The organism is Nonomuraea phyllanthi (genome assembly GCF_006334985.2).
In the GTDB taxonomy this organism is placed as follows: Bacteria; Actinomycetota; Actinomycetes; order Streptosporangiales; family Streptosporangiaceae; genus Nonomuraea; species Nonomuraea phyllanthi.
The window spans coordinates 47,771-74,648 of the sequence record NZ_VDLX02000001.1; the positions used below are offsets into that span (position 1 = coordinate 47,771).

Annotated in this window: 26 protein-coding genes; 10 read left to right on the forward strand and 16 right to left on the reverse strand. The window is 71.6% G+C overall.

Going from position 1 to position 26,878, the window contains the following annotated elements:
- Nucleotides 1–84 precede the first annotated feature (84 nt).
- Genes FH608_RS00205 through FH608_RS00240 form a run of 8 tightly spaced genes read right to left on the reverse strand, consistent with a single transcriptional unit; the run spans nt 85 to nt 10,102 of the window.
- Entirely contained in the window at nt 85–2,814 is a 2,730-nt protein-coding gene (locus FH608_RS00205) for a glycoside hydrolase family 38 N-terminal domain-containing protein (protein WP_139627685.1), read from the reverse strand.
- Nucleotides 2,811–3,890 carry a Gfo/Idh/MocA family protein gene (locus FH608_RS00210; protein ID WP_139627686.1) on the reverse strand — a complete coding sequence of 360 codons (1,080 nt, stop codon included), beginning with the start codon at nt 3,888–3,890 and terminating at the stop codon, nt 2,811–2,813. The genes FH608_RS00205 and FH608_RS00210 overlap by 4 nt, the downstream gene beginning before the upstream one ends.
- Nucleotides 3,887–4,762 carry a TIM barrel protein gene (locus FH608_RS00215; RefSeq protein WP_226898818.1) on the reverse strand — a complete coding sequence of 292 codons (876 nt, stop codon included), beginning with the start codon at nt 4,760–4,762 and terminating at the stop codon, nt 3,887–3,889. The genes FH608_RS00210 and FH608_RS00215 overlap by 4 nt, the downstream gene beginning before the upstream one ends.
- Nucleotides 4,753–5,931 carry a CehA/McbA family metallohydrolase gene (locus FH608_RS00220; protein ID WP_139627687.1) on the reverse strand — a complete coding sequence of 393 codons (1,179 nt, stop codon included), beginning with the start codon at nt 5,929–5,931 and terminating at the stop codon, nt 4,753–4,755. Before FH608_RS00220 ends, FH608_RS00215 begins: the two co-directional genes overlap by 10 nt.
- Nucleotides 5,928–6,992, reverse strand: a complete 1,065-nt coding sequence (locus FH608_RS00225; RefSeq protein ID WP_139627688.1) for an ABC transporter ATP-binding protein — start codon at nt 6,990–6,992, stop codon at nt 5,928–5,930. Before FH608_RS00225 ends, FH608_RS00220 begins: the two co-directional genes overlap by 4 nt.
- Nucleotides 6,992–7,810, reverse strand: a complete 819-nt coding sequence (locus FH608_RS00230; protein WP_139627689.1) for a carbohydrate ABC transporter permease — start codon at nt 7,808–7,810, stop codon at nt 6,992–6,994. Before FH608_RS00230 ends, FH608_RS00225 begins: the two co-directional genes overlap by 1 nt.
- Complete coding sequence (locus FH608_RS00235) at nt 7,807–8,736, reverse strand: carbohydrate ABC transporter permease (protein WP_139627690.1); 930 nt, start codon at nt 8,734–8,736, stop codon at nt 7,807–7,809. Before FH608_RS00235 ends, FH608_RS00230 begins: the two co-directional genes overlap by 4 nt.
- Entirely contained in the window at nt 8,711–10,102 is a 1,392-nt protein-coding gene (locus tag FH608_RS00240; RefSeq protein WP_226898819.1) for an extracellular solute-binding protein, read from the reverse strand. The genes FH608_RS00235 and FH608_RS00240 overlap by 26 nt, the downstream gene beginning before the upstream one ends.
- A gap of 267 nt (nt 10,103–10,369) precedes the next feature.
- Between FH608_RS00240 and iolC the strand changes: the two genes are divergently transcribed.
- From iolC to FH608_RS00265, 5 genes are read left to right on the forward strand one after another with little or no spacing between them, the layout of a single operon-like run.
- Nucleotides 10,370–11,353 (forward strand): 5-dehydro-2-deoxygluconokinase, encoded by a 984-nt coding sequence (gene iolC, locus FH608_RS00245; RefSeq protein WP_226898820.1) that lies wholly within the window; start codon nt 10,370–10,372, stop codon nt 11,351–11,353.
- A complete protein-coding gene (locus tag FH608_RS00250; protein ID WP_394367645.1) occupies nt 11,350–12,255 on the forward strand; it encodes a Cgl0159 family (beta/alpha)8-fold protein in 906 nt (301 codons plus the stop codon). Before iolC ends, FH608_RS00250 begins: the two co-directional genes overlap by 4 nt.
- Nucleotides 12,252–13,103: a 5-deoxy-glucuronate isomerase gene (gene iolB / locus FH608_RS00255; protein ID WP_139627691.1), complete on the forward strand. Its 852-nt coding sequence runs from the start codon at nt 12,252–12,254 to the stop codon at nt 13,101–13,103. Before FH608_RS00250 ends, iolB begins: the two co-directional genes overlap by 4 nt.
- The gene (gene iolD, locus FH608_RS00260; RefSeq protein ID WP_139627692.1) at nt 13,100–14,950 is read left to right on the forward strand and encodes a 3D-(3,5/4)-trihydroxycyclohexane-1,2-dione acylhydrolase (decyclizing); all 1,851 of its coding nucleotides are present in this window, start codon (nt 13,100–13,102) and stop codon (nt 14,948–14,950) included. Before iolB ends, iolD begins: the two co-directional genes overlap by 4 nt.
- Before the next feature lie 31 nt (nt 14,951–14,981).
- Nucleotides 14,982–16,061 carry an AI-2E family transporter gene (locus tag FH608_RS00265; RefSeq protein ID WP_226898821.1) on the forward strand — a complete coding sequence of 360 codons (1,080 nt, stop codon included), beginning with the start codon at nt 14,982–14,984 and terminating at the stop codon, nt 16,059–16,061.
- Here the strand turns inward: FH608_RS00265 and FH608_RS00270 are convergent.
- On the reverse strand, nt 16,003–16,608 hold the full coding sequence (locus FH608_RS00270) for a PadR family transcriptional regulator (RefSeq protein WP_226898822.1): 606 nt from the start codon (nt 16,606–16,608) through the stop codon (nt 16,003–16,005). The genes FH608_RS00265 and FH608_RS00270 overlap by 59 nt on opposite strands.
- Nucleotides 16,609–16,673: 65 nt before the next feature.
- Here FH608_RS00270 and FH608_RS00275 point away from each other — a divergent pair, with 65 nt between their 5' ends.
- Nucleotides 16,674–18,215: an FAD-dependent monooxygenase gene (locus FH608_RS00275; RefSeq protein WP_139627694.1), complete on the forward strand. Its 1,542-nt coding sequence runs from the start codon at nt 16,674–16,676 to the stop codon at nt 18,213–18,215.
- A gap of 21 nt (nt 18,216–18,236) precedes the next feature.
- Here the strand turns inward: FH608_RS00275 and FH608_RS51180 are convergent, their stop codons facing one another.
- A complete protein-coding gene (locus FH608_RS51180) occupies nt 18,237–18,407 on the reverse strand; it encodes a hypothetical protein (protein WP_193318164.1) in 171 nt (56 codons plus the stop codon).
- 19 nt (nt 18,408–18,426) lie between these two features.
- On the opposite strand from FH608_RS51180, the gene FH608_RS00280 reads away from it, so the two are divergent.
- Nucleotides 18,427–19,074: an HAD-IA family hydrolase gene (locus FH608_RS00280; RefSeq protein ID WP_139627695.1), complete on the forward strand. Its 648-nt coding sequence runs from the start codon at nt 18,427–18,429 to the stop codon at nt 19,072–19,074.
- Between the two features lie 60 nt (nt 19,075–19,134).
- On the opposite strand, the gene FH608_RS00285 is transcribed toward FH608_RS00280, so the two are convergent.
- The gene (locus FH608_RS00285) at nt 19,135–19,683 is read right to left on the reverse strand and encodes a DivIVA domain-containing protein (RefSeq protein ID WP_139627696.1); all 549 of its coding nucleotides are present in this window, start codon (nt 19,681–19,683) and stop codon (nt 19,135–19,137) included.
- 83 nt (nt 19,684–19,766) lie between these two features.
- Between FH608_RS00285 and FH608_RS00290 the strand changes: the two genes are divergently transcribed.
- Both FH608_RS00290 and FH608_RS00295 read left to right on the forward strand, forming a co-directional pair.
- Entirely contained in the window at nt 19,767–20,549 is a 783-nt protein-coding gene (locus FH608_RS00290; protein WP_139627697.1) for an ABC transporter ATP-binding protein, read from the forward strand.
- Entirely contained in the window at nt 20,546–21,220 is a 675-nt protein-coding gene (locus tag FH608_RS00295) for a hypothetical protein (RefSeq protein WP_139627698.1), read from the forward strand. Before FH608_RS00290 ends, FH608_RS00295 begins: the two co-directional genes overlap by 4 nt.
- Nucleotides 21,221–21,224: 4 nt before the next feature.
- On the opposite strand, the gene rlmN is transcribed toward FH608_RS00295, so the two are convergent.
- Nucleotides 21,225–22,325: a 23S rRNA (adenine(2503)-C(2))-methyltransferase RlmN gene (rlmN, locus tag FH608_RS00300; protein WP_139627699.1), complete on the reverse strand. Its 1,101-nt coding sequence runs from the start codon at nt 22,323–22,325 to the stop codon at nt 21,225–21,227.
- A 107-nt stretch (nt 22,326–22,432) separates the two neighbouring features.
- On the opposite strand from rlmN, the gene FH608_RS00305 reads away from it, so the two are divergent.
- Nucleotides 22,433–23,455: a suppressor of fused domain protein gene (locus tag FH608_RS00305; protein ID WP_139627700.1), complete on the forward strand. Its 1,023-nt coding sequence runs from the start codon at nt 22,433–22,435 to the stop codon at nt 23,453–23,455.
- Here the strand turns inward: FH608_RS00305 and FH608_RS00310 are convergent.
- From FH608_RS00310 to tsf, 4 genes are all read right to left on the reverse strand, one after another.
- A complete protein-coding gene (locus FH608_RS00310; protein ID WP_193318165.1) occupies nt 23,452–24,291 on the reverse strand; it encodes a phosphatidate cytidylyltransferase in 840 nt (279 codons plus the stop codon). The two genes, FH608_RS00305 and FH608_RS00310, sit on opposite strands and share 4 nt — an antisense overlap.
- A 119-nt stretch (nt 24,292–24,410) precedes the next feature.
- Entirely contained in the window at nt 24,411–24,968 is a 558-nt protein-coding gene (gene frr, locus FH608_RS00315; RefSeq protein WP_139627701.1) for a ribosome recycling factor, read from the reverse strand.
- A gap of 43 nt (nt 24,969–25,011) precedes the next feature.
- Complete coding sequence (pyrH, locus tag FH608_RS00320) at nt 25,012–25,710, reverse strand: UMP kinase (RefSeq protein ID WP_226898823.1); 699 nt, start codon at nt 25,708–25,710, stop codon at nt 25,012–25,014.
- Between the two features lie 138 nt (nt 25,711–25,848).
- A complete protein-coding gene (gene tsf / locus FH608_RS00325; RefSeq protein ID WP_139627703.1) occupies nt 25,849–26,682 on the reverse strand; it encodes a translation elongation factor Ts in 834 nt (277 codons plus the stop codon).
- Nucleotides 26,683–26,878: the final 196 nt, after the last annotated feature.

Below are 26,878 nucleotides of genomic sequence, written 5' to 3' on the forward strand. Positions count from 1 at the left end.
CCGGTCCCGGGGACGGCCCGTTAGAACACATCGGTGGCGCGGGGTCCGCCCCGCGCCACCGATGGTGGTGGATCAACCGGCTCTCTACGCCCTGAGCTGGATGGTCGCGATCTCCCAGGCCCCCAGCGGAAGGCGGACGACGCCACCGGTGACCGGGATCGACTCGCCGGGCCGGCCCCGCAGGTCGGCGTGCCTGGCCTCGGTGAACGCGCCCTCGATCAGGGCCTCCGTGCCGCCCGGGGTCAGCGCCACGACCCGCAGCTCGCGCCAGTCGTCGCGCATCCGCAGCGAGGTCATCGTCACGCCGTCGCCCGTCACCGACAGGCCCGTCGCGGGGGACGGCAGCGCCAGCTCGCGCTTCCCCTGCCCCGCCGTCACCAGCAGGTCGTGGCGGAACGTCTCGGCGTGCGGGACCACCTGCTCCCACGAGCCGTCGTACGGCATGAGCGCCAGGCTCACCGAGCGCACCCCGCGCGACTGCGCGGCGGGGGTGGGCAGCTGCGGGCCGGCCGGTTCGGGGCGCAGCGCGTTGCGGTTGCGCGACAGGTAGCCGACCGAGCGCAGCAGCGTGAGCGCCAGCTCGCCGTCCACCAGCTCGTACTCCGTCACGTGCTCCAGCAGCGCCGCGACGCCGCCGGCCGCCACCCACGACGAGGCGGGGAAGGTGGGCAGCGGCGTCTCGCCGCAGCCGCCCTCGGAGGTCAGCCCGCGGGTCACGACCGCGAACTGGCCCTCGGCGTGCGACTCCGACGCCGGGGACGGCAGGGGCACGTGCAGGCGCACCCGGTGGTCCTCGCACCGGTTGTCGAACGTGACGTGGAGGCGCACGTACGGCTCACCGGCGCGCAGCTCGACGCGCGTGGTCACGACGGCGTCCTCGGTACGCGAGGAGCGCGCGGGCGCGGGCAGCTCGGGAGCGCCGTCGATGCCCTCGCCGGACGCCGGCCACCGGTAGGCGCGCCGCACGTCCACCGCGGCCAGCACGGGACCGGAGCAGATCAGCTCGGTCTCGACGGACGACGGCTCCGACACGATCAGGTCGCCGGCCGGGGGCGCGTAGTTGTAGGTGTCGCCCACGTCGCCGCCGTCCACGACGCGGCCCGCGCCCGTGACCGTGGTGCCGTCCCGGCCGGTCAGCGTCAGCGTGCCGTCCTCGGCGATCTCGACCCGCAGCAGGCCATTGTCCAGCACGTTCCCGTCGCCGCGCACCGGCGCGACGGCCGCTCCCGGGCCGTTCGGGCAGGCCGGGTCGTGCTCGCCGGGGCGGCGCTCGTCCGCGGCCGTGCCGTACACCTGCTCGTGCGGGGCGGGGCGCAGGCTCGTGTGGCCCAGCGGCGGGACCTCGACCAGGGCCGCGACCTGGCGCCTCGGCTCGGCGAGGATGCGCACCCGGCTGACGCCGTCGAGAGCGTCGCGCACGTCGTCCACGTCGAAGGCGAGGGTCGTCTCCCGCGCCACCGTGAACGTCAGCGTCTCGCCCTCGACCGACCAGCCGGTGATCTGCTGCCCGTAGAGCTCGGTGCCGTGCACGAAGGTCAGCGCGAGCGCCGGGTCCATCTCCTCGTCGAGCAGCAGCGTGCCCGCGTACTCCAGCGTCTGCGCGGGCACCGGCGCGCCCGACGGGTCCACCAGCGGGCCCGTGCCCGCCACGTCCACGACGACGACCCCGCTGCGCGGGGCGGGCGTGGGGTTGACGACGAGCACCGCGTCGTTCGGCACGGACGCGGCCAGCCGGGCGGTCACCATGTCGCGCACGGCCTGCCCGAGATGCTCGGCCTCGGCGATGCGCGCGGCCACCTGCTGGGCGGTGTCGTCCACGCCGCAGCCGGTCACCGAGTCGTGCCCGCTGGCGTCCACCAGCCGCCACCACGCCATGTCGAGGAAGCGGCCCGGCCACTCGCCGCCCCAGAGGGTGGCGAGGGGCTCGGCGTAGCGCTCGACCATGCGCTCGGCGCGGCCCATGGCCTGCTTGACGTGGGCGCGGACCGAGATGACGCCGGGCAGGATGTTGGCCCGCGCGTGCGAGCGCAGCTCGCCCGCCACGCGCGGCAGCCCCTGAGTGTCACCCGAATTGGTCCCGATATATCCGGACAAGGTGTCCATTCGGGCACCGATCGCGGCCACCATCTCCGGCAGGCCTCGCACCGGCGCCGAATGGTCGGTGCCGTACATCGCGAGCAGCGGCCCCTCGGGCCCGTGCCACTCCCGCATGGTCGTCACGAACGCGGCCGCCCGCTCCGCCAGCCCGTCGGGGTCGGAGAACAGGTGCGCGCCGTTGCCGTAGCCGCCCGCAGGAAGGTACTGCGTGCGCAGCGCCGTGCCGTCGGGCGCGACCCAGGCGAAGGCGTCGGTGATGACCGAGGAGGGCACGCCCCGGTAGACGCAGGCGTGCAGCAGCCCGGCCTTGCGCAGGATCTGTGGCATCTGAGCGGTGTGCCCGAACATGTCCGGCAGGTAGCCGACCGGCATCGCGCCGCCGAGCTTGTCGGCCCTGGCCATGCCGAGCTCCAGGTTGCGCACGATGTTCTCGCCCGAGCACAGGAACTCGTCCAGCAGGATCTGCCACGGCCCCACCGCCAGCCGGCCCGACTCGACGAGCGCGGCGACGCGGTCGCGGTTCTCCGGCCGCACCTCCAGGTAGTCGTCGACGCAGGCCAGCTGCCCGTCGAGGGTGAAGTGGTAGGCGGGCTCGCGCTCCATGGTGTCGAGCACCTCGTCCATCAGCGCCACCAGCCGCAGCCGGAACCGCTGGAACGGCTCGTACCACTCGCGGTCCCAGTGCGTGTGCGGGACGACGACGATCTCGGCGCTCATGCGGCCTCACCTCCGATGGGCAGATCATGCTGTACGGCGAAGCGGGCCGCGATTCGCTGGGCCGTCACGATGTCCTCCAGCCCGCCGTTCGCGTCGGTGAGCGGCGGCTTGCCATCGTTCACGAAAGCATGGAAGGCGGACAGCTGCACCTCGAACGCCTCGGTGACGTCGCGGTGCTCCGTGCGGCTCTCGGCCCCGGAGACCACGGTGAGGACCGTGGGGGCGTTCATCAGGTAGGGCGAGGGGAAGACGAGCTCCAGCGAGCCCTTGTCGTGATGGATGGTCACGGTCTCGCGGTAGGCCGGGTAGTCCTCCAGGTAGTGCCAGCGGATCGCGAACCTGCCCCGGACGGGCAGGGCGCCGCTGATCTCGATGGACCCGGGCTCGGCGCCCCACCTCTCGACGTACGAGATGTCCGTCGGAGAGCCGGTGAAGCGCCGCAAGAGCGACAGATCATGGCAGATGGAGCCCATGGTCACCCCGTACAGGCCGCGCACCGACTCCGGCGCCGACTCCCCCAGCGCCTTCGAGACCAGGTCGCGCTCGGCCGCCCGCAACGAGTCGATCAGCCCGGGGTCCACGTCGCGCGCCTGCGTCAGGTTGGCGAACGCCAGCTGCGACTCCCCGCTCGGGTGCAGCACGCTCACCTCGACCGACCTGATCACCTCGGGGCCGCCCAGCTCGGCCAGCAGCTCCTCGGCCCGGCGCACGGCCGGGTCGTACTGCTTCATGTAGCCCACCATCAGCGGGCCCTCGGGCAGCGCCGCCACCTCGGCCCTGGTCAGGGCGAGGGGCTTCTCGCAGAGCACGGCGTACCCGGCGGACAGCGCGCGGCCCACCGTCTCCCCGTGCGAGCCGGACGCCAGCACGAGCACGGCCTCGAAGCCCCCGGCGGAGAGCATCTCCGCCACGTCCGTGTAGCGGCCCGGCGCGCCCAGCCGGTCGCCCACGGCGTCGGCCAGCGTCCGCGACAGGTCGCAGACCGCGGCCACCTCGAACAGGTCGCGCCGCCGCGACAGCAGCGGCACGTACACCGCCTGCGTGACGGCGCCGCATCCCACCAGCGCGATTCTCACAGTCCCAGTTCCTTCAGCTGTCGGCGGTTGGCGGCCTGGTCGGCGATGTTCTGGGCGACGGTGCGGCGGCCCGGCAGGGTGTCCTGCTCGATGACCACCCACCCGGCGTAGCCGGTCTCGCCGAGCGTGCGCACGACGGCGGGCAGGTCCAGCTCGCCCTCGCCGAGCGGCGGGAACCCGCCGCGGCCCATGAGCTCGCGCAGGTCGACGCCGTCCGCCAGGGCCGTGGCCAGGGTCTTGGTGTCGCCGTCCTTGATGTGGACGTGCCCGATCCGGCTCGACCAGTCGCGCAGCGCCGTCACCGGGTCGCCGCCTGCCAGCAGCAGGTGGCCGGTGTCGAGGCAGAGCTGCACGTCGGTCAGCTCCAGCAGCCGCTCCACGTCGTCCGGGGTCTCGACGTAGGTGCCCAGGTGGTGGTGGAAGGCCGGCTCGAACCCGCGCTCGCGGCACCGGTCGGCGGCCTCCTGCACGCGGGCGGCGTAGGCCGGCCACTCGGACGCCGCGAGCCCTGGAACGCTCCCGCCGGGGCGCGCGAACCGCTCCGGCGAGCCCGAGCAGCCCAGCGTGGGCCGCGGGTCGCCGGGGGCGGAGGCGAACACGTCCAGCGTGGCGTCCAGCGCGGGCAGGCCCTTCCTGAACTCCTCGGCGTCGCTGTAGCGCAGGTCGGCCCAGCCGCCGGCGAGCTCCATGTCGCCCAGCCGCTCCACCAGCTCGGGGCCGGTGCCGAGGTAGCCGAGCGGGCCGAGGTCGATGCCCTCGTAGCCGGCGTCGGCCAGCGCCTGCACCATCTCGTCGGCGCTCAGCGGCGGCGGCGCGTCGCTCAGCTCGAACACGCCGAAGCTGACGGGGGCGTTGGCAACCTTCACGCGCACAGCGCGATCACCTCGTTCTCGTACGTTTCCAGTCGGTGCCGGCCGTCCATGGCGCGCAGGAACACGCGGTCGCCGCGGACGACCTGCCGCGAGCCGTCAGGACGCACCAGCACCAGGCCGTCGGCGTCCAGCGCGAGCAGCTCGTCACCCAGCCTGAGCAGCAGCGGGGCGTCGGGAGCGGCGGAGACGGCGGTGCGGCCGGCGCGGACGCCGTCCAGCACGCGGCTCGTGTCCTCGGCCAGCACCCAGGTCGTCGGCGCGCCGGGCAGGCCGTCGTTGCCGTGGCGGTGGAAGTCGCTGCCGCCGATCGCGATCACGTCGTCGCGCCAGGCGTCCGCCCAGGCCAGCGGCGCGCCCCAGCGGCGGTCCCACCACCCGGAGTGCCAGACCTCGGCCACGCGCGGCCGGCGGCTGAGCGGCTGCAGCCAGGCGCAGTCGCCGCCGAGCGGGTGGTTGATCGAGATGATCCCGCCCGCGCGCTCGGCGTGCTCGACCCAGGAGTCGACCGGCTGCCGGAAGTCGACCCAGCCGACGTCGCCGAACACGTTCGCGTGGCCCCGGTCGGTGGTGACCTCCTGGCCGGGGAGGAGCGTGATCTCGCGGTCGATCGTGCCCAGCCAGGGGTGGTGGCTGACGGTGTTGTGGTCGGTGACGGCCAGGAAGTCGAGCCCGCGCCCGTGGGCCAGCTCGGCCAGCCCCGCGATGGTGAGGGTGCCGTCGCTGTGCAGCGTGTGGGCGTGGAAGTCCCCGGCGTACCACCGCAGACCGTCGACGGCGGGGATGTCGCGCCGGGGCGGGCGCTCGCCGTGCGGCGGCTCCTCCACGACCGGCTCGGCGGGGGCGGTGGGCGAGGTGGTGATCTCCAGCGTGTAGTCGAGCCCCTGCGGCGGGATGCGGTGCAGGCGCAGCCACACGTGCCACGTGCCGGCCTCGGGCTCGCCCGGCAGGTAGCCCGGGGTCGCCCAGCCGGTGGTGATCGTGTACTCGTCGCGCGCGCCGCCCGACCAGCCCCTGAACCCGTCAGGCGCGCCGCACCCGAGGTCGATGACGCCCTGCGACCTGTCGTACGACAGCCGCACGGACACCGCCGCGGTGCCCGCGGGCACCTCGAACGGCACCTCGCGCAGGATCCGCTCCAGGCGGTCGTCCAGGCTCCAGTGGCCCTTCACACCAGCTCTCCGTCCCGGTAGACCAGCGCGCGATCGCGCCGGGGCACCGCGTGGCCGGTGTCGCCGATCGCGGGCTCGCTGCCCTCGGGGACCACCGCCTGCACGGTCACGTCATTGGCATCGAGGGTCACGAGATGGGACGCGCCGAGGTTCTCCACGATGACGACCCTGCCGCTCAGCGCGCCCTTCGCGGGCTCGGCCGAGTAGGCGAGGTATTCGGGCCGCACCCCGTACACGATCTTCTCCCCGTCGGACAGCCGGCCCTCGGCCGAGACCGGGACCGACACCTCGAACCCGGCCACGTCCAGCGTGTCACCACGCACGGTGCCGTCCAGCAGGTTCATGGGCGTCGAGCCGATGAACCCGGCCACGAACGTGTTGGCGGGCCGCTGGAACACCTCGGCCGGCGTGCCGATCTGCCGGATGTGCCCGGCCTCCATGACGGCCATCCTGTCGGCCATGGCCAGCGCCTCGGCCTGGTCGTGGGTGACGAAGACGGTCGTGACCCCCAGCTCGCGCTGGAGCTTCTTCAGGAACGTCCGCGCTTCGAGCCGCAGCCGGGCGTCCAGGTTGGACAGCGGCTCGTCGAAGAGGAACGCCTGCGCCTGCGTCGCCATCACCCTGGCGAGCGCCACGCGCTGCTGCTGCCCGCCGGACAGCTGGCCGGGGCGCCGGTCCATGAGGTGCTCCAGACCGAGCCGGGCGGCCACCTCGGCGGCCTTGTCGCGGCGGGCGGCCTTGGCGACCTTCTTGATGCGCAGCGGGTAGGCGATGTTGTCGGTGACGTCCATGTGCGGGAAGAGCGCGTAGTCCTGGAAGACCATGGCGATGTCCCGCCCGCCGGGCTGCACGCCGGTCACGTCCCTGTCGCCGATGACGACGGCCCCGCCGGTCGCGGTCTCCAGCCCGGCGATCGTGCGCAGCAGCGTGGTCTTGCCGCACCCGGAGGGACCGAGCAGGGCGAAGAACTCACCGTCGGGAACGGTCAGGTCGAGGGAGTCGAGCGCCTTCACCCCGCCGGGGTAGACCTTGGTCAGCCCGCGTAGTTCGATTGCGGCCATTAACGCTTGATCCCTCCGTGGAAGCGGAAGCCGTACTTCTTGCTGACGAACAGATACATGAGCACCACGGGGATCGAGTAGAGCAGGCCGAACGTGGACAGCATGCTGAGGTTGGCCTGGCCGCCCTCGGTGTACAGGGTGTAGGTGATCACGGCGGCCGGCTGCTTCTCGACGTCGCTGAGCAGCAGGTACGGCATCAGGAAGTTCCCCCACACGTTGGCCACGGCCCAGACCGCGATCGTGGCCAGGCCGGGGCGCACCAGGGGCACCACCACGTGCCGCACGATCTGCAGCGGCGTGGCGCCGAAGACCCGCGCCGACTCCTCGTACGACTTCGGCGTCGAGTCCATGAAGTCCTTGAGCATGAAGATCGCCGCCGGCAGCAGCCCGCCGGTCAGGATGAGGATCAGCCCGAGCTGGGAGTCGATGAGGTTCAGCTCCACCGCGAGCTGGAACAGCGGCACCATGGCCGCCGTGCCCGTGATGATGGACGACAGCAGCAGCAGCGCGTAGAGCAGCGCGTCCCGCCCGGGCAGCCGCACCCGGCTCAGCGCGTACGCGGCCAGCGCGGCCAGGATCACCACCAGGACGGCCGTGCCGACCGACAGCACCAGCGAGTTGTAGAGCGACGGCAGCGCGTACGGGTGCTCGGCGACCGCCCGGAAGTTGTCCAGGGTGAAGTCGGGCACCGTGACCTCGTACGTGGGGTCCGAGGTGAAGGGCGCCGTGACGAGCCACAGCAGCGGGATGGTGAAGAAGGCCAGCAGCACCGCGATCAGCGTGTAGAAGCCGATCCGGCCCAGCACGAACCGCGTCATTTCTTGCTCCGGAGCAGCCGCAGGTAGAACACCGCCACGACCAGGTTGATCAGCAGGATGATCGTGGACACCGCGGCGCCGGTGCCGAGCTCGCCGCTCTGCAGCGCCACCTTGTACACGTGCACCGCCAGCACCTCCGACTTGCCGTCGGGGCCGCCCGCGGTGAGCAGGAAGGGGCTGAAGTCGTTGAACGTCCACAGGCTGATCAGCAGCAGGTTGGTCAGGATGTGGCCCCTGATGTGCGGGAACACCACGTCCCTGAGCTGCTGCCAGCCGGAGGCCCCGGCCAGGCGGGCGCTCTCCAGGTGCGACGGGGGCACGTTGCCGAGCGCGGCGCCGTACAACATCATCGAGAAGGCGGTGCCGCGCCACGTGTTGAACACGATGATCGACAGCATGGGGTGGTCGAGCAGCCAGGCGTAGCCGGGGGTGTGCAGCAGCGCGTTGAGCGTGCCGGCGTCGCGGTCGAGCAGCGCCACCCACAGGAACGCCACGATGGCGCTCGGGAGGATCCAGGCCAGGATGACCAGGCCCTCGACCAGCCGCTTCAGCGGCCCGCGCCGGTCGCGCAGCAGCCAGGCGATGGTGAAGCCGAGCCCCACCTGCCCGATGACGGCCGAGCCGAGCACGAACTCGACGGTGAGCCAGGTGGAGCTCCAGAACTCCGGGTTGACCACCGCGTCGATGAGGTTGCCCAGCCCGACGAACTGCGGCTCGGCCGCCGCGGCGCCGGTCAGGCGGTAGTTGGTGAGGCCCAGGTAGAGCACCCAGAGCGCGGGGAAGACCAGGAAGGCCGCGACGAGAAGCAGGGCGGGGGCCACGAAGGCCCCGGCCCGCAGCCTGCCCAGACCCGCCGCGTCCGAGCTGTAGCGGCGGGTCCGGACGGCTTGCTCGGCTACCTCAGGAGGCGATGTTGCCTGCGCCACCGACGATTCCCTCAAGCTTCTTCTGGTAGTCGGCCGCCGCCTGGTCGGGCGCCGTGCCGCCCACCACCGCGGCGGTGGCCTCCTGCAGCGCCACCGACACCTGCGGGTAGATCGCGACCGGCGGCCGGTAGGCCGTCAGCGGCAGCACCTTGTCCGAGATGTACGACAGCAGCGGCTCGCCGGCGAGGATCTCCTTGTTGACGTCGGTGCGCGGCGTGATGCGCACGTTGCCGTCCTTGGTCTCCTCCTTCAGCGCCTCCGGCGACAGCGTGAACGTCGCCAGCTCGAAGGCCTCCTTCGGGTGCTCGCTGTTGGGGTTGACCGTGCGCAGCGCGCCGCCGGACATGCTCACGAAGTCCTGGCCGCGGATGCCCTTGCCGGGCTCCATGGCCGGGATCATGGCGTAGCCGACGACCTGGTCGCGGTCGGCCATCTTGGCGACACCCGTCTTGGGGTTGACGACGCCGCGCCAGAAGTAGTCGCCCTCCATCAGGATGCCGATCTTGCCGTCGGCGAACTGCTGGAACGACTTGTCGCGGCCCTTGGCCTCCTGCTGGAGCTTGGGGTCGCCGAGGCCGCCGCCGTAGATCTTCTGGTAGAGGCCGAGCGCGTCCTTCATCGCCTGCGAGGCGCCGGTCCACTTGCCGTCCTGCTGCACCTCGCCGCCCGCGCCCGCGAGCAGCGGCAGCACGCCCTGCATGGTCGTGGCCTCGCCCATCGCGGCGCCGGCGTTGATCTGGATCGGCACGGGGACGCCCGAGGACTTCAGCTTCGTGCCGGCGTCGATGATCTCCTGCCAGCTCTTCGGCTGCCAGTCGGCCGGCAGCCCGGCCTTCTGGAAGAGAGTCTTGTTGAAGTAGAGCACCCGGCCGTCGGTGCCGACGGGCAGCGCGTACTTCTTGCCCTTGTACGTGGCCGCGCCCTGCACGGCCTCGGGGATCTGTGCCCAGCCGTCCCAGCTGTCGGCTTCGGGGCCGACCACCTCCGCCAGCGGCTTGATGTAGCCGGCGTCCGCGAACTCGCCGGCCCAGATGCCGTCGATGTCCATCACGTCCGCGCCCTTGCCTGACTTGAGGTCTAGGGAGAGCTTGGTCTTGTACTGCTCGTCGTCGACGCCGCTGGGGACGAACTTGACCTTGACGTCCTTGCCCTTCGCCTTCTGGGCCGCCTCGAACTTCGGGATCACCCAGTTGGCGATGAAGTCCGCGCCTGCGGCGTTCTTTCCGCCGGCGATGGCGTTCTGGGTGATCGTCAACTCGATGGTGCCGCCGCTTTCACCGCCGGACGACTGGCCGCAGGCGGCCAGCGCCAGCCCGGCCACGGCCAGCACCGCGACCACACCTGTAGACCGCTTCCGCACTACCATGCAAACCCTCCGACATCTCCTTGGGGGAGGAAAGCCATGGGCCAATATGTCATGACATCCATATGACGTAAAGTCCTGCCCGTTATTTCGAGGATGTGCCCTCATGCTGCACTTTTGCCCGGATCACGGGGGTAGACGGTCCGACACTATGCGATGAGCGTCGCACAGGTTTCAGTAGGGGCACATTAGGTAACATAGCGGACATCCAGATGTCATGACAATATGCCATAGTGTCGAAGGTAAACTTCCGTCCCTGGAGGTGCGTTGGTGCAGAGCCCGCTGACCGCGGAAGGCCCCGCCGAGCGGCCGGCCGTGTACGACCTGATCACGATCGGCCGCTCCGGCGTCGACGTCTACCCGCTGCAGACCGGCGTCGGCCTGGCCGACGTCGAGACCTTCGGCAAGTTCCTCGGCGGCAGCCCGACCAACGTGGCCGTCGCCGCGGCCCGGCACGGCCTGCGTCCCGCCGTGATCACCGGCGTGGGGGCTGATCCCTTCGGGGAGTTCGTCCGGCGGGCGATCCGCGGCTTCGGCGTGGACGACGCCTTCGTGAGCACCATCGAGGGCCCGCCGACACCCGTGACGTTCTGCGAGATCTTCCCTCCCGACGATTTCCCGATCTACTTCTACCGCGGTGAGCACCCGCCCGACCTGCGCATCTCCCCTGCCCACCTCGACCTCGACGCCATCGCGGCCACGGACCTGTTCTGGTTCTCGCTGACCGGGCTGAGCAAGGAGCCCAGCGCCGCCGCCCACGCCGCCGCCCTGTCGGTGCGCGAGGCGGGCTGGACGGTGTTCGACCTCGACTGGCGGCCGTCACTGTGGGAGTCGCGCGAGGCCGCGCATGAAGCGGTGCGGCGCGCGCTCCCGCACGCGAACGTCGCCGTCGGCAATCTGGACGAGGTGGAGACCGCGGTCGGCGTACGCGACCCGGAGGCCGCCGCCCAGGCCCTCCTGGACGCGGGCGTGAAGGTGGCGATCGTGAAAATGGGCCCTGAGGGGGTGCTCGCGCGCACCTCCGAGGAGAGTGTCGTGGTGGAGCCCGTGGAGGTGAAGGTGGTCAACGGCATCGGGGCGGGCGACGCGTTCGGCGGCGCCCTGTGTCTCGGGCTGCTGCGCGGCTGGCCGCTGGAGCGCACCCTGCGCTTCGCCAACGCGGCGGGGGCGTTCGTGGCCGCCCGGCTGGCCTGCGCCGACGCGATGCCGACCACGGCGGAGGTCGACGAGCTGCTGAACGGGGCAGGATCTTGAGCGACATCACCCTGCCCAGGAGCGCCGGCTACGAGCGGCTGACCCACATCAGGGCGACGCGCCCGGAGGAGATCGCCGAGGCGGCGGCTCGCCGGCAGCGGCGCGGCCTGCCCGGCGAGGGCGAGCGGCTGCTCATCATCGCCGCCGACCACCCCGCCCGCGGCGCCCTGGCCGTGCGCGACCGGCCGCTGGCCATGGCCAGCCGCACGGACCTGCTCGACCGGCTCCAGACCGCGCTGGCGCGGCCCGGCGTCGACGGCATCCTGGCCGCGCCCGACGTGCTGGAGGACCTGCTCCTGCTGGGCGCGCTGGAGGGCAAGCTGGCCTTCGGCTCCATGAACAGGGGCGGCCTGCAGGGCTCGGTCTTCGAGCTGGACGACCGATTCACCGGCTTCGACGCGGCCTCGATCGACGCGATGCGCCTCGACGGCGGCAAGATGCTCTGCCGGATCGACCCGGGCGACCACGCCACCGTCACCACGCTGGAGTCGTGCGCCCACGCGGTCACCGACCTGGCCCGCCACCGCCTGATGGCCATGGTGGAGCCGTTCTGGTCGGTGCGCACGGAGTCGGGCGCGGTCCGCAACGACCTCTCGCCCGAGGCCGTGATCCGGGCCATCAGCATCGCCCAGGCGCTCGGCGTGACCTCGGCGTACACGTGGCTCAAGATCCCGGCCATCGCGGAGATGGAACGGGTGATGGCCGCGACCACGCTGCCGGCGCTGCTGCTCGGCGGCGACCCTCCGGACATCGACGCCGCCTACGCCGACTGGCACCGCGCTCTCGGCCTGCCCGGGGTCCGGGGCCTCGTCGTGGGCCGCGCCCTGCTCTATCCCCCGGACGACGACGTGGCTACCGCGGTGGACGGCGCCGCGGCTCTGGTGCGGGAGGCTCGCTCATGACCTACGTTCCCTACGGCAAGTCGGCCAGCGGTCCCTGGTCGGTCGAGATCACCCCGCCGGCGGCGGGGTGGACGTACTCCGGGCTGCGGATCGTGGACCTGGCGGACGCCCCGGTCTCGTTCGACACGGGCGACGAGGAGGTGCTGGTCCTGCCGCTGGCGGGGTCCTGCACGGTGACGATCTCCGGGACGGTCCCGGGGGACACCTTCGAGCTGGCCGGGCGCGCCTCGGTGTTCGACGGCCCCTCCGATTTCGCCTATATCCCGATTTCTACGCACGTGACCCTGCAGGGGACGGGGCGGATCGCGGTGCCGTCCGCCCGCGCCACCCGGGCGCTCGACGCCCGCTACGTGCCCGCGTCCGAGGTCCCGGTCGAGCTGCGCGGCGCGGGTCAGGCCAGCCGCCAGGTCAACAACTTCTGCGCCCCCGACGTCTTCGACTGCGACAAGCTGATGGCCGTGGAGGTGATCACGCCGGGCGGCAACTGGTCGTCGTACCCGCCGCACAAGCACGACACCGACAACCCGGGCGAGGCGGTCCTCGAGGAGATCTACTACTTCGAGGTGCGCGACGAGGGCCTCGGCTACCAGCGCGTCTACTCCTCCGAGCACGGCCACATCGACACCCTGGCCGAGGTCTCCTCCGGCGACGTCGTGCTGGTCCCGTACGGCTACCACGGCCCGTCGATGGCCGCGCCCGGCTACGACCTCTACTACCTGAACGTCCTGGCGGGCCCGGCCGCGCAGCGCTCGATGGCCTTCTGCGACGACCCGCGCCACGCCTGGATCCGCTCGTCCTGGAACGACCAGCCCATCGACCCCAGACTGCCGTTCGGGAGGACCTCATGACGCGATCGACCGTCGCGCAGGCCGTCGTGCGCTTCCTGGCCCACCAGTGGAGCGAGCGCGACGGCGTGGAGCGCAGGTTCTTCGGCGGTTGCTGCGGCATCTTCGGCCACGGCAACGTCGCCGGGATCGGCCAGGCGCTGGCCACCTCCGCCGACGACCTGCCCTACCACCTGAGCCGCAACGAGCAGGCCATGGTCCACACGGCCGCCGCGTACGCACGGGCAGGCAACCGCCTGTCCACCCTGGCCTGCACCACCTCCATCGGCCCCGGCGCCACCAACATGGTCACGGGCGCGGCCGCCGCGACGATCAACCGGCTGCCGGTGCTGCTGCTGCCCGGCGACATCTTCTCCACCCGCGTCGCGAGCCCGGTGCTGCAGGAGCTGGAGGACCAGCGCTCGTACGACATCTCCGTCAACGACTGCTTCAAGCCGGTCTCGCGCTACTGGGACCGGATCAACCGCCCGGAACAACTTCCGTCCGCGCTGCTGGCCGCCATGCGCGTGCTCACCGACCCGGCCGAGACCGGCGCGGTGACGCTGGCGCTGCCGCAGGACGTGCAGGCGGAGGCGTACGACTGGCCGGACGAGCTGTTCGCGCGCCGCGTCTGGCACGTCCCGCGGCCCGTCCCCGAGCGGGCCGCCGTGTCCAGGGCGGCCCAGCTGGCCAGGTCGGCCGAGCGGCCGCTGATCGTGGCGGGCGGTGGGGTCATCTACAGCGAGGCCACCGAGGAGCTGCGGCGCTTCGCCGAGAGGTACGGCATCCCCGTCGCCGAGACGCAGGCGGGCAAGGGCGCGCTGGCGTACGGGCACCCGCTGGCCGTGGGCGCGATCGGCGCCACCGGCACCACGGCGGCCAACGCGCTGGCCCGCGAGGCCGACCTGATCATCGGCGTCGGCACCCGCTACAGCGACTTCACCACGGCCTCCCGCACGATCTTCGCCCCCGAGGCCCGCTTCATCAACCTCAACATCACCGCCTTCGACGCCGCCAAGCTGTCCGGTCTGCAACTGGTGGGCGACGCCCGCGAGGGCCTGGCCGACCTGGCCGAGGCGTTCGCCGGCTGGGGCGGCACGCCGGCCGCCTACCGCGAGCGGGCCGCCGAGCTGACCCGGGCCTGGGACACGGCCGTGGACGCCGCGTACGCGCTGGAGGGCTCGCCGCTGCCGCAGTCGGCCGTGATCGGCGCGGTCAACGCGGCGGCCGGCGACGACGGCGTGGTGGTGTGCGCGGCCGGGTCGATGCCGGGCGACCTGCACAAGCTCTGGCGGCCGAGCGGCCCGGGCAGCTACCACGTCGAGTACGGCTACTCCTGCATGGGCTACGAGATCGCCGGCGGATTGGGCGTCAAGCTGGCGGCCCCGGAGCGCGAGGTGTTCGTGCTGGTGGGCGACGGCTCGTACCTGATGATGGCCCAGGAGCTCGTCACGGCGATCTCCGAGGGCGTCAAGCTGGTCGTCGTCCTGGTGGACAACTCCGGCTTCGCCTCCATCGGCCGGCTGTCGGAGAGCGTCGGCGCGGAGCGGCTCGGCACCTCCTACCGTGATCGCGACGGCGGCCCGCTGCCGGTCGACCTGGCCGCCAACGCGGCGAGCCTGGGCGCGTCGGTGCTGCGTCCCGAGTCGGTCAGCGACCTGCGCAAGGCGCTCGACGCCGCCCGCTCGGCCACCGAGACGACGGTGATCTACGTCCGCACCGACCCGCTGGCGGACGACGCGCCGTCCTCCGAGGCGTGGTGGGACGTGCCCGTCTCGGCGACCGGCACGACGGAGGCCACGCGGCAGGCGCGGGAGGCGTACGAGGAGAGCAAGCGCTCCCAGCACCCGCACCTGGCGCCACCCGCCTGAGGGTTGCCGCCCAGCCCCCTGGGGAAGGCCTGTGACCAGGCACGACGGGGGGCTGGGGATGGGGCCGTGGCGGCTGCTCGGTTGGATCGCGGTGATCGCGGTGGCCGCCTTCTGCCTCTACCACGTGCGCACGGTGGCGGTCTCGATCGTCATCGGCGTCTTCATCACGGCGCTGCTGCTGCCGCCCGCCCACTGGCTCAGGGCCCGCGGGCTCAACCGCGCCCTGTCCACCGCGATCGTGTTCGTGGGCGGGCTGCTGCTGGCGGCCGGCCTGTTCGCGCTGCTGGTACCGCCCACCATCGACAGCGTGACCCAGCTGCGCACCAGCGTCGGCAAGGTGCTGGACGACCTGTACGGCCTGACCGGCCGGTTCGGGCTCGATCCGCGGCATCTCGCCGCGCAGGCGAAGGAGTACTTCGCCACGCAGGGCCGCGACATCACGACCGGCGCGCTGGCCGGTGTCAGGACGGTGGGCGAGATCGTCGTCGGGGCGGTGCTCGCGTTCATCCTGTCCATCTACTTCGTGCACGGCGGCGACCGGCTCTTCCGCTGGCTGGTGAACTTCGCGCCCGAACGGACCAGGGCGCGCCTCGTCGAGACCGGCGACCTGATCATCGGCGTGGTCGGCCGCTACATCCGGGGGATCGCGCTGGTCGGCCTGGTGGACGCGTTCTTCATCGGGCTGTCGCTGTGGCTGCTGGGCGTGCCGATCGCGCTGCCGCTGGCGGTGCTGACGTTCGTGGGGGCGTACCTGCCGGTGGTCGGCGCGTTCATCGCGGGGCTGCTGGCCGCGGTGGTGGCGCTGGTGGCCAAGGGCTGGCTGGTGGCGCTGATCGTGGTCGGGGTGACCGTGGCGGTGCAGCAGATCGAGGGACACGTGCTGGCGCCGCAGATCTACGGCCGCGCCCTTGAGCTGCCCGGACCGGTCATCCTGGTGGCGCTGGCGGTGGGCGGCCTGATCGCGGGCATCACGGGCGCGTTTCTGGCCGCCCCGGTCACGGCGGTGATCGTGGCGCTGCTGCACCGGCACGAGGGCCCCGGCCACCACGAGGTCAAGAAGACGCCTCCCAAGCGGCCGCAGCCTCCTCCAGCGACTCCAGCGACCAGGTGAGCCGCCCCGACCGCAGGTCGTCGACCACGGCGCGCAGCCACCGGTGCTCCGCGGCCGTCACCTCGCGGAGGTACTCGATCTCCAGCATGCTGACGCGCGGCAGCCCGGCCTCGGCGGCCAGCCCTGCCTCCAGGTGGCCCAGCGTCTTGGCGACCGCCCGCTCGCGCCGCTCCAGGGCCTCGGCGAGATCGTCGGGTGCGAGCATGAGCGCGCTCGCCAGCGCGGCGGGGAACTGCGGGAACTCCTGCCTGGGCGTGCTGAGCATCTCGTCCAGCCACCTGTACAGCGCCGCCTCCCCCTCAGCGGTGATCCCGTAGACCGTGCGCTCGGGATATTGCTGGTCGCGGCCCGTCTCGCGGACGCTGATCAGCCCGCCCTCCAGCAGCCGCTCGATGGTGCGGTAGACGCCGGCCCGCTGGCCCACGTTGACCACCTGGTCCTTGCCCCACTGCTTGAGCAGGCGCTGGATGCCGTACGGATGCAGCGGCTGGTGGCGCAGCAGGGCCAGCACGGTGAGGGCGAGCGGCGAGCCGCGGTCGAGAGCCATGCGCCCCATAGTAGCTTCGATGCTACTAGTTGACGAGCAACTAGTCTCAATGCAACTATCTCGTCATGAAGGAAACCCCCGTACTGATCGTCGGCGGCGGTTACGCCGGCCTCGCCTCAGCTCTCTTCCTCTCCCACCAGGGCGTGCCGTGCCTGCTGGTCGACCGCCACCCCGCCGCCTCGGTCCTCGGCCGCGCCAGGGGCATCAACCCGCGCACCACGGAGATCTACCGGCCGCTCGGCCTGGAGCAGGCCGTCATCGAGGCCGGCCGCCCCTTCGAGGAGGAGGACGGCCTGGTCCGCTGCGCGACGCTCACCGGCGAGTGGCACTGGGTGTTCGGCGGCGACGGCTCCCCGCGGACGCTGCCCGAGCTGACCGCCGGCGAGTTCTGCCTGGCCGACCAGAGCGCCGTGGAGCCGATCCTCATCGACGCCGCCCGAGCCAGGGGCGCTGAGCTCTGGTTCGACACGGAGTGCCGGTCCGTCGAGCCCGGCGACGACGGCGTGACGGCGGTGGTGGAGGACTGCGCCACCGGCGAGCAGCACACCATCAGGGCCCGGTACGTGATCGGCGCCGACGGCTACGGCGGCGCCACCAGGGAGCGGCTCGGCATCTCCCGCACCGGCCCCGGCCCCATCCGCCACTTCGTCACGTTCGTCTTCAAGGCCGACCTGTCGGAGATCATCACCAAGCGGGCCCTGTTCTGGATCGTCGGCGAGCCCGGCAGCGCCGCCTCCGGCGGGTTCACCACGCACGCGCTGCGCGACCACTGGGGCCTGTCTCTCATGTACGACCCGGACAAGGAATCGCCCGGCGACTTCACCGACGAGCGCTGCGTCGCTGCCGCCAAGGCGATCATCGGCCGCGACGTCCCGGTCGAGCTGGTCAGCAAGGCGGCGTGGACGGAGGCGGTCGCGGTGGCCGACCGCTACCGCTCCGGCCGCGTCTTCCTCGCCGGGGACGCCGCCCACGTGTGGCCGCCCGCCCAGGCGCTGGGCGCCAACTCGGCGGTGCAGGACGCGCACAACCTGGCCTGGAAGCTCGCGGCCGTGCTCGCCGGTCGGGCCTCGGACGCGCTGCTCGACACCTACGAGGCCGAGCGCCGGCCGGTGGCGCTGGAGCTGTCCGACCTGACCGTGCGCAGCCAGAACGCCCGCTTCAGCGCCACTCCCGAGGACGACCCGATGGACCCGATCACGTCCATCCTCGGCCAGCGGTACACGTCCACGGCGATGGTGGGGGCCGCGGGCGGGCCGGTGTTCGGCGACGGGGTGTCGGCGCGCGCCGTGCCCGGCACCCGGGCGCCGCACCTCTGGCTCGACCTGGACGGCCGGCGGATCGGGGTGCACGACCTGTTCCACGACTCTTTCGTGCTCCTGTGCGGGCCGGACGGGGAGGAGTGGGCGCGCGCCGGGGTCGAGGGCGTGCGGGCGTACCGGATCGGGACGGATGCGACCGACGTGGAGGGGTGGTGGGAGGCCCGGTACGGGTGCGAGGCGGTGCTGGTGCGGCCGGACGGATACGTGGCCTGGCGCTCGGACACCGTTGACGCGGAGGGCACGCCCGCCGCCCGCCTGGAGAGCGCGCTCCACCGGATCCTCCACTGACCGGAGTGGCCGCCGGCGGCGTCAGAGGAGCAGCTCCCCGCTCGCGACCCCGGCGGCCCGCACCGCGCCGAGCAGCGCCGTGCCGGCTCCCCGGCCCAGCGCCACCACGGTGGAGCCGCCCCGGCTGCCGGTCAGCACCCGGGTCACCGCCGGGAGATCCCGCGGTCCGATCGCACGCACGGATATCGCCATGGGCCTCATGATGAGAGACATGCGATGGGCGACATTCGACTGTTTCGGGACCCTGGTGGACTGGCGGCACGGCATCCGCACCGGCGCCGACCTGATCGCTCCCGGCCGCGGGGAGCGGCTGCTGGCGGCGTACAACCGGCACGAGGCCGCCGTGCAGGCCGAGACGCCGGCCCCGCGCTACCGCCACGTGCTGGCCGAGGCGCTGCGCCGGGCCTGCGCCGACGAGGAGGTGGCGCTGGGCGCGGACGACGCCTCGGTGCTGGCCACCACGCTCCCGTACTGGCCGGTCTTCCCCGACGTCGGCGCCGAGCTGTCGGCGCTGCGCGCGGCGGGCTGGCGCCTGGCGCTGCTCACCAACTGCGACCGCGACCTCATCGCGGAGACGCGGCGGCGGCTGCCCGTGCCGTTCGACGCGGTGGTGACGTCCGAGGACGTGGGCGCCTACAAGCCGTCCGACGCGCACTTCGAGGCGTTCCGGTGCACGTACGAGCCGACGACCTGGGTGCACGTGGCGCAGAGCTACTTCCACGACATGGTCCCCGCGCACCGGCTCGACATCCCGCGCGTGTGGATCAACCGCCAGGGTGACCCGCCCGGGGACGAGAAGGTCGTCCAGCAGGTCCAGCGCGACCTCGGCGGGCTGCTCGCGGCCGTCGAGAGGGCCTAGACGCGCTGCCCCAGGACGTCGCGAGAGTTCGGACCCGCTGCCCCAGGACGTCTCCAAAGCCTAGAGGCGCTGATCGAGGACGTCGGCGATGCCCGCGAGGAAGGTGTCCACGTCGGAGATCAGATAGCCGGACCTGAACACCACGGTCGCGAACCTCGCCTCCCGCACCTCCTTCGCCGTCACCGGGAAGTCCGTCGTGCCGCGCAGGGTGGCCACGATGCGGTCGAGGAAGGCGTCGATCTCGTCCTCGTTGTAGCCGGTGCCCATGCGGCCCGGGCGGAAGGCCACCCGCTCGACGCGGGCCGCCTGGGTCTCGAACCACTCCTCGCGTAACATCTCGCCGGTGGGCTGGGCCGGCGCCGGCCGTACCGGCCGCTTGGCCTGGGTCTCCAGCGCCACCACGAACGCTTCCAGGGCGAAGTCGACCGCCGTCTCCTGGTAGCCGCCGCGCCGGGCGTGGAACGTGGCGCGGCGCACGTCGTCGGCGGTGACGGGCTCCACGGCGCGCGAGCCCCGGCCCAGCGTCGACTCGATCCGTGCGATCAGGGCGTCGACCTCCGCCGGGTCATAGCCTGACCGCATGCCCATGACGCGCGGAAAGCGATTCAAGCCCACTCCTTCGTGCTGGGGGTGACTTCATTCTGGGGCTCTTTATCACGACGATGCGACCCGACATATACCGTTACAGGATCATGCGTCTGTCCAAGGTGTCATTCCGCTACCGACGACGTGATCCTTTCGTCATCGAAGACGCCGACGCTCAGCTCGAACCCGGCGACGTGATCGAGCTGACCGGCGTGAACGGGGCGGGCAAGTCGACCCTGCTCCGCCTCCTCGCGGGGCTGACCCGGCCGAGCACGGGCTCGATCGCCGGCCGCCCCCAGGTCGTCGGCTTCGCCCCCGACCGGTTCCCGACCGGGCAGCCGTTCACGGTGACCGCCTATTTGCGTCACATGTCCCGGGTACGGGGCGGCGCCCGATGGGAGCCGTGGGCCGAGCGGCTCATGATGGGCCATCTGCTCTCCGTGCCGCTCGGCGAGCTGTCGAAAGGCAGCGCGCACAAGGTCGGGCTGGTCCAGGCGCTCATGGCCGAGCCGGGGCTGCTGCTCCTGGACGAGCCGTTCGCCGGGCTCGACGTCGACACCCGTGCGGCGCTCCCGTCGATCGCCGCCGAGGTGGCCGCCCGGGGCGGCATGGTCATCGCCAGCGACCACCAGGGCGGCCTGCGCTCGCTTCCCGCCGTACGCCAGTGGTCGCTGGTGGACGGCCACCTCAAGGAGAGCACCACCGCATTCGCACCGGCACCCGCCCAGCCGGCGGTGTCCGCAGCGGCGGCCGCCCAGCCACCCGCACCCGCTGCTGAGGCAGGCTCCGCCACCGTGGCCGTCACCGTGCCCGCGGCCGAGCTGCCCGCCTTCCTCGCCAGGATGCGCGGCGAGGGCTACCACGCTCGCGAGATCGAGGAGACCGGATGATCGCCCTGGCCGCGTTCCGGATGGCCGCCTATGTCCGCTCGCACCGCGTGTACCAGGCGTTCCTGCTGGCCCTGGCCATGCTGGCGATCCTCTACGGCAGCCGGGCGCCGCGGGGCGAGGAGGCGTCCGTGCTCACGGACGGCGCCGTACTGATCATCCCCGTCCTGGCCTGGGCCGCCAGGAGCCTGCTCGACACCGAGCCGGACCGGCAGCGCGAGATGTCCGCGATCCAGGCGGGCGGCCGGGGCAGGGAGGTGGCGGCGGGGCTGGTGGCGGCGCTCGCCGCGTGCGCGGTGCTCGCGGCACTGGCCCTGGGCTGGGCGCTCGCGCTCGGCATCAGCCAGTCTCCGCCGACCGGCGTGCTGGCCGCCGCCCTGGTCCTCTACGCCCTGGCCGCGCTGACCGGGACCGCGCTGGGCGCGCTCACCAGCCGCGCGGTCATCACCTCACCGGCCGTCTCGATCATGGCGCTGCTGCTCGGGTTTCTGGCGATGCTGCTGCTCAGCGCCTCGCCCCTGCGCTGGCTCACCGTCCCGCTCATCGCCTGGATGAAGGCGGCGAACACCGGCCACCTGCTCGCCGAGCTCCCCCAGCTCGCCGCCGTCTCGCTGGTGTGGTGCCTGATCGGCCTCGGTGCGTACGTGGTGATCCGGCGCGGAAGGAGCCTCTGAGAGGCTATTCTGCGGCGGCGAGCTGGCCGCAGGCGCCGTCGATCTCGCGCCCGCGCGTGTCACGCACCGTCACCGGCACACCGTGGAACTCCAGCCGCCGCACGAACGCCCGCTCGTCCTCCGGGCGGGAGGCCGTCCACTTGGAGCCGGGCGTCGGGTTGAGCGGGATCAGGTTGACGTGCACGAGCTTGCCCCTGACCAGCTTGCCCAGCAGGTCGGCCCGCCACTCCTGGTCGTTGATGTCCTTGATCAGCGCGTATTCGATGGAGACCCGCCGCTTGGTCCTGGCCGCGTACGCCCAGGCGGCGTCGAGGACCTCGGACACCTTCCAGCGCGTATTGATCGGCACCAGCGTGTCACGCAGCTCGTCGTCGGGCGCGTGCAGCGACAGCGCCAGCGTGACGGGCAGCCCCTCGTCGGCGAGCTTGCCGATCGCGGGCACCAGCCCGACCGTGGAGACGGTGACGCCGCGGGCCGAGATGCCGAGCCCGTGCGGCGCGGGCTCCACCAGGCGGCGCACCGCCCCGATGACCGCCTTGTAGTTGGCCAGCGGCTCGCCCATGCCCATGAACACGACATTGCTGACCCGCCCGGGACCTCCGGGCACCTCGCCGGCCGCCAGCGCCCTTGCGCCGGCGACGACCTGCTCGACGATCTCGGCGGTCGACATGTTGCGGGTCAGGCCCGCCTGCCCGGTGGCGCAGAACGGGCAGTTCATGCCGCAACCGGCCTGCGACGACACGCACATCGTGACCCGGTCGGGATAGCGCATGAGCACCGACTCGACCAGCGCCCCGTCGAACAGCCGCCACAGCGTCTTGCGGGTGGTGCCCCGGTCGGTGGCCAGCTCCCTGACCGGCGTGAGCAGGTCGGGCAGCAGCGTGGCGAGCCTGTCGCGGGAGGCCGCCGGCAGGTCGGTCATCGCGCCGACGTCGGTGGTGAGGCGCTCGAAGTAGTGGCGTGAGAGTTGGTCGGCGCGGAACGCCTTCTCACCCAGCTCCGTGACCGCGGCCCGCCGGTCGGCCATCGACAGGTCGGCCAGGTGCCGTGCGGGCTTGGCCCGCCGCGGCGCGACGAAGGTGAGCTGACCTGGAGGCTGGGACACGTTCCTGCTCTTTCTGATCAGGGTAAACAACGATTGGATCGGAGGTGGCATTCCTGGTCACGGTACGGCTCGCGTCATGGTCACCGCCCGATCTACAGTCATCTCGTATGGCGATTTTCCGGTCGGCATCTGGCGAGGGTGGCGCCGAGGTCGTGCTCGCCACCGGCAACCCGTACGGGAGCCGGACGCTCGTGGTCGAGCGGGACGAGGACTCCTCGGTAGCTTACCTGTGCTCGCCCGACGGCACGGTCCACGGCGCCGTCTGGCTGGCCAACCACCGCCCCGCCCCCGCCGTCGTGGACCTGGCCCGCGTCAACGCCGGCCTGCCGCCGCTGATGCCGAGGTCGGGCACGCTCCACCCCGAGGGCCGCAGGCCGCTCGGGCAGCTCAGCGCGCTGTGGTTCGAGGAGGGTGACGGGGTCGCCCTGTACGAGGACGACGACCTGCTCGCGGTGATCCCCGGCTGGGCCGACATGAGCAGGGGCATGCCCGGCTACGCCCGCGACGCGGTGGGCGAGTCGCCCTTCGCCTGGGCGCTGTCGGAGGCGCTCGAAGGGCTGGGCCCCCGCATCTCCAACGCCAGGTCCTACTGGCGCTGGCGGCACGGCGAGGGGTCGTGGCCGTCGTTCCAGCAGTTCGTGATGGGCCACCTCGACCGCGTGCTCGGGCCCGCCGGACGCTACTGGGACGCCAGCGGTGACCGGCTGCCCACCGTCGGCATCACCGAGCGCCCGCCCCACCAGGGCCGCGACTTCACCGTGCTGTCCACGGTCGGGATGAGCTGCCAGCGGATGCCGACCGTCGAGCAGTGGATCGACAAGCCCGGGGCGTACGCCAGGATCGAGCTGGCCGTGGCGACCCGCGAGGACCCGCGGGACGCGGCGCTGCTGCTGGTGTGGCTGTCGCAGTATCCGTGGCACTCGGTCACGTGGCTGGGCCACGGGCACACGGCGAAGTGGTATCACGAGCCGTCGACCTTCCCGTTGGGGTCGCGGTATTCGGGGGTGCTGATGCTGGCCAACGCACCCCACATGCCTGACATGTCGGGATTTGCGTTCGGCGGGGAGACCGTACGGTGGCTCTGGCTGTCACCGGTCACCATCGACGCGCTGGACGCGCAGCACCGCTAGAAGAACAGCGTCATCAGCAGCCAGACCGGCACCAGCGTCGTCACCAGCGAGTCGAGCCGGTCCATCAGGCCGCCGTGACCGGGCAGGATGCTGCCCAGGTCCTTGATCCCGAGGTCCCGCTTGATCATCGACTCGATCAGGTCGCCCACGGTCGCCAGCAGCGCCGCCAGGATGCCGATCAGCGCGCCCTGCCAGATCTCGCCGCCCAGGAGCCAGACCACCAGCCAGGCGCCGACCACCGTGCACGCGATCACCGACCCGGCGAGCCCCTCCCAGGTCTTCTTCGGGCTGATCGACGTCATCTTGTGCCGCCCGAACAGCACCCCCGCCGCGTAACCCCCGATGTCGCTGGCCACGGTCACCGCGATGAAGATCAGCACCCGGTTGTCGCCGTCGCCCTCCTGCAGCAGCAGCGCCGCGAACCCGGCGAGCAGGGCGGGATAGAACAGCGTCAGCACCGAGGCCGACGCGTCGCGTACGTAACCGTCGGTCCCCGCGGTGAACATGCGCCAGACCAGCAGCACCAGCGCGAAAACCGCGAACGAGGCCAGCAACCACACCGGCCCGCCCCAGTACGCCGCCCCCTGCATCACCACCACGCCCGCGAGGACGGGCACGGCGGGCACCCTGATGTCGCGGGTCGCGAACGCCTTGACCAGCTCCAGCACGCCGACGCTCACCGCGCCGACCACCACCAGCAGGAACAGCTCTTTGATCGTGTAGAGGGTTACCAGGACCAGCGCGCCCAGCACCACGCCGACCGCGATCGCGGCGGGCAGGTTCCTTCCGGTACGGCTGCCGCCGCTCGAGCTGGTGCCAGCCGTACGTTCTTCCACTGTGTTCTCCAAATGCACGGGTTCGTCGACAGCCACGGTTCACCACGAACTAGGGTTCACCAGAAGCCACGGCCCCCGCCCTCGGGGGCGAGGGCCGTAGAACGGCGTGCGGGTGCCGCTCAGACTTCGAGCAGCTCGGATTCCTTGTGCTTGAGCAGCTCGTCGATCTTCGCGACGTGCTTCTGGGTGAGATCGTCGAGCTCCTTCTCGGCCCGCCTGACCTCGTCCTCCCCCGCCTCGCCGTCCTTGATCATCTTGTCGAGGATCTCCTTGGCGGAGCGGCGGATGTTGCGCACCGACACCTTGGCGTGCTCGCCCTTGTTCCTGGCGACCTTGATGTACTCCTTGCGCCGTTCCTCGGACAGCTCCGGGAACGTCACGCGGATCACCTGACCGTCGTCGGTGGGGTTGACGCCGAGATCGGAGTCACGGATGGCCTTCTCGATGGCGCCCATGGAGCTCTTGTCGTAGGGCTGGATGAGGACCATGCGGGCCTCCGGCACGTGGAACGACGCCAGCTGCTGGATCGGCGTCGGCGTGCCGTAGTACTCGGCGTTGATCTTGTTGAACATCGAGGGGGTGACGCGGCCCGTCCGGATGGTCGCGAAGTCCTCCTTCGCGACCGAGACGGCCTTGTCCATTTTTTCCTCGGCTTCGAGGAGGGTTTCGTCGATCACAGCGGCTCCCTGTCTTGTAGCTGGCGGTGTCGGGCTCGCTCCCTCATTTGCCTGTGGGACTCACCAGCGTGCCGATTTTCTCACCGCGTACCGCTCGCAGGATGTTGCCCTCGCCCATGAGGTCGAAGACGACGATCGGCAGGTCGTTGTCCTTGCACAGACTGATCGCAGTGGCGTCCATGACCGCGAGGTCGCGGAGCAGCACCTCGCCGTAGTCGAGATGGTCGAACCTGACCGCATCCGGATTTTTCCGAGGATCGGAGTCGTAGATGCCGTCCACCTGTGTCCCCTTGAGCAGCGCCTCCGCGCCGATCTCCAGGGCCCGCTGGGACGCCGCGGTGTCGGTGGAGAAGTACGGTGAGCCGAGCCCAGCGCCGAAGATCACCACGCGGCCCTTCTCGAGGTGCCTGATCGCGCGGCGCGGCAGGAACGGCTCGGCCACCTGCTGCATGGTGATGGCCGTCTGCACGCGGGTCTCGACGCCCCGCCGCTCCAGGAAGTCCTGCAGGGCGAGGCAGTTGATGACCGTGCCCAGCATGCCCATGTAGTCGGCCCTGGCGCGGTCGATGCCCCCCTGCGACAGAGCGGCGCCCCGGAACATGTTGCCGCCGCCGACGACGACGGCGACCTGCACGCCTTCCTTGACCGCCTCGGCGATCGAGTCGGCCAGGTGATCGACGACGACCGGATCGATGCCCAGCGGCTCGCTCCCGGCGAACGCCTCGCCTGACAGCTTCAGCATCACCCGCTTCCACCTGAGCGGGTTGTGCGGATATGGGGATGGGGAAGCCGCCGTCCGTGTGGATTCGTGGGCTGACTCCCGGTGGTCCTGCACGGCGGCGGCCTCCTTCGTTCGGTGGGTCGGTGGGCTTGCCTAAGCCTAAGCCTGCCCCACCTTGAATCGGACAAAGGCCTGCACCTCGACGCCGTTCTCCTCGGCGTACTTGCCCACGCTCTTCTTGTTGTCCTTGACGAACGCCTGCTGGAGGAGCGTGAAGTCCTTGTACCAGCCGTTCACGCGACCCTCGACGATCTTGCCGATGGCGGCCTCGGGCTTGCCCTCCTCGCGGGTCATCTCCTCGAAGAGCTTGCGCTCCTTCTCGACGACCTCGGCGGGAACGGACGCGGCCTTGAGGTACTGCGGGGCCATCGCGGCGGCGTGCTGCGCGATGTCCTTGGCGACCTCGGCGTTCGGCTTGTCCAGCTGGACCAGCACGCCGACCGCCGGAGGCAGCGCCGGGTCGGTCCTGTGCATGTAGGAGCCGATGTAGCCGCCCTCGAGCACCGCGAACCGGCGGATCTCGATCTTCTCGCCGAGCGCGGCGTTGGCGGTGTCGAGGTGCTCCTTGACCGTCTGGCCACCGAAGGACGACTCGAGCAGCGCCGGCACGTCGGCGGGCTTGGTCTCGAGGATGTGCGCCACGACCTGGCCGGCCAGCTCCTGGAACCGCTCGCCCTTGGCCACGAAGTCGGTCTCGCAGTTGAGCTCCAGCAGCGCGGCCGCGGAGTCGCCGTCCTGCTTGAGCGCCACCAGGCCGTTGGAGGCGGTGCGCGCCTCGCGCTTGCCCACGTCCTTGGCGCCCTTGAGGCGCAGCAGCTCGATCGCGCGGTCGAAGTCGCCCTCGGCCTCTTCAAGCGCCTTCTTGCAGTCCATCATGCCGGCGGCGGTGATCTCGCGAAGCCGCTTGACATCGGCCATGTTCACGGAAGCCATTGCTTTTTTCCTTGTGGGATTTCGTCGTCGTCGTGGATCAGGCGGGCGCCGGAGTCCGGTCACTCACCTTCGTTTCTCGGTACGGCAGGCGCGTGCCGTACGGAAGCCTCTGTCTTGCGTCAGCCTTCGTCCTGCATCGGGGCCCCGGCTCGCCTGGCATACTGCCCAGCCTCGCCCTGGCTTACCATCCCGGACC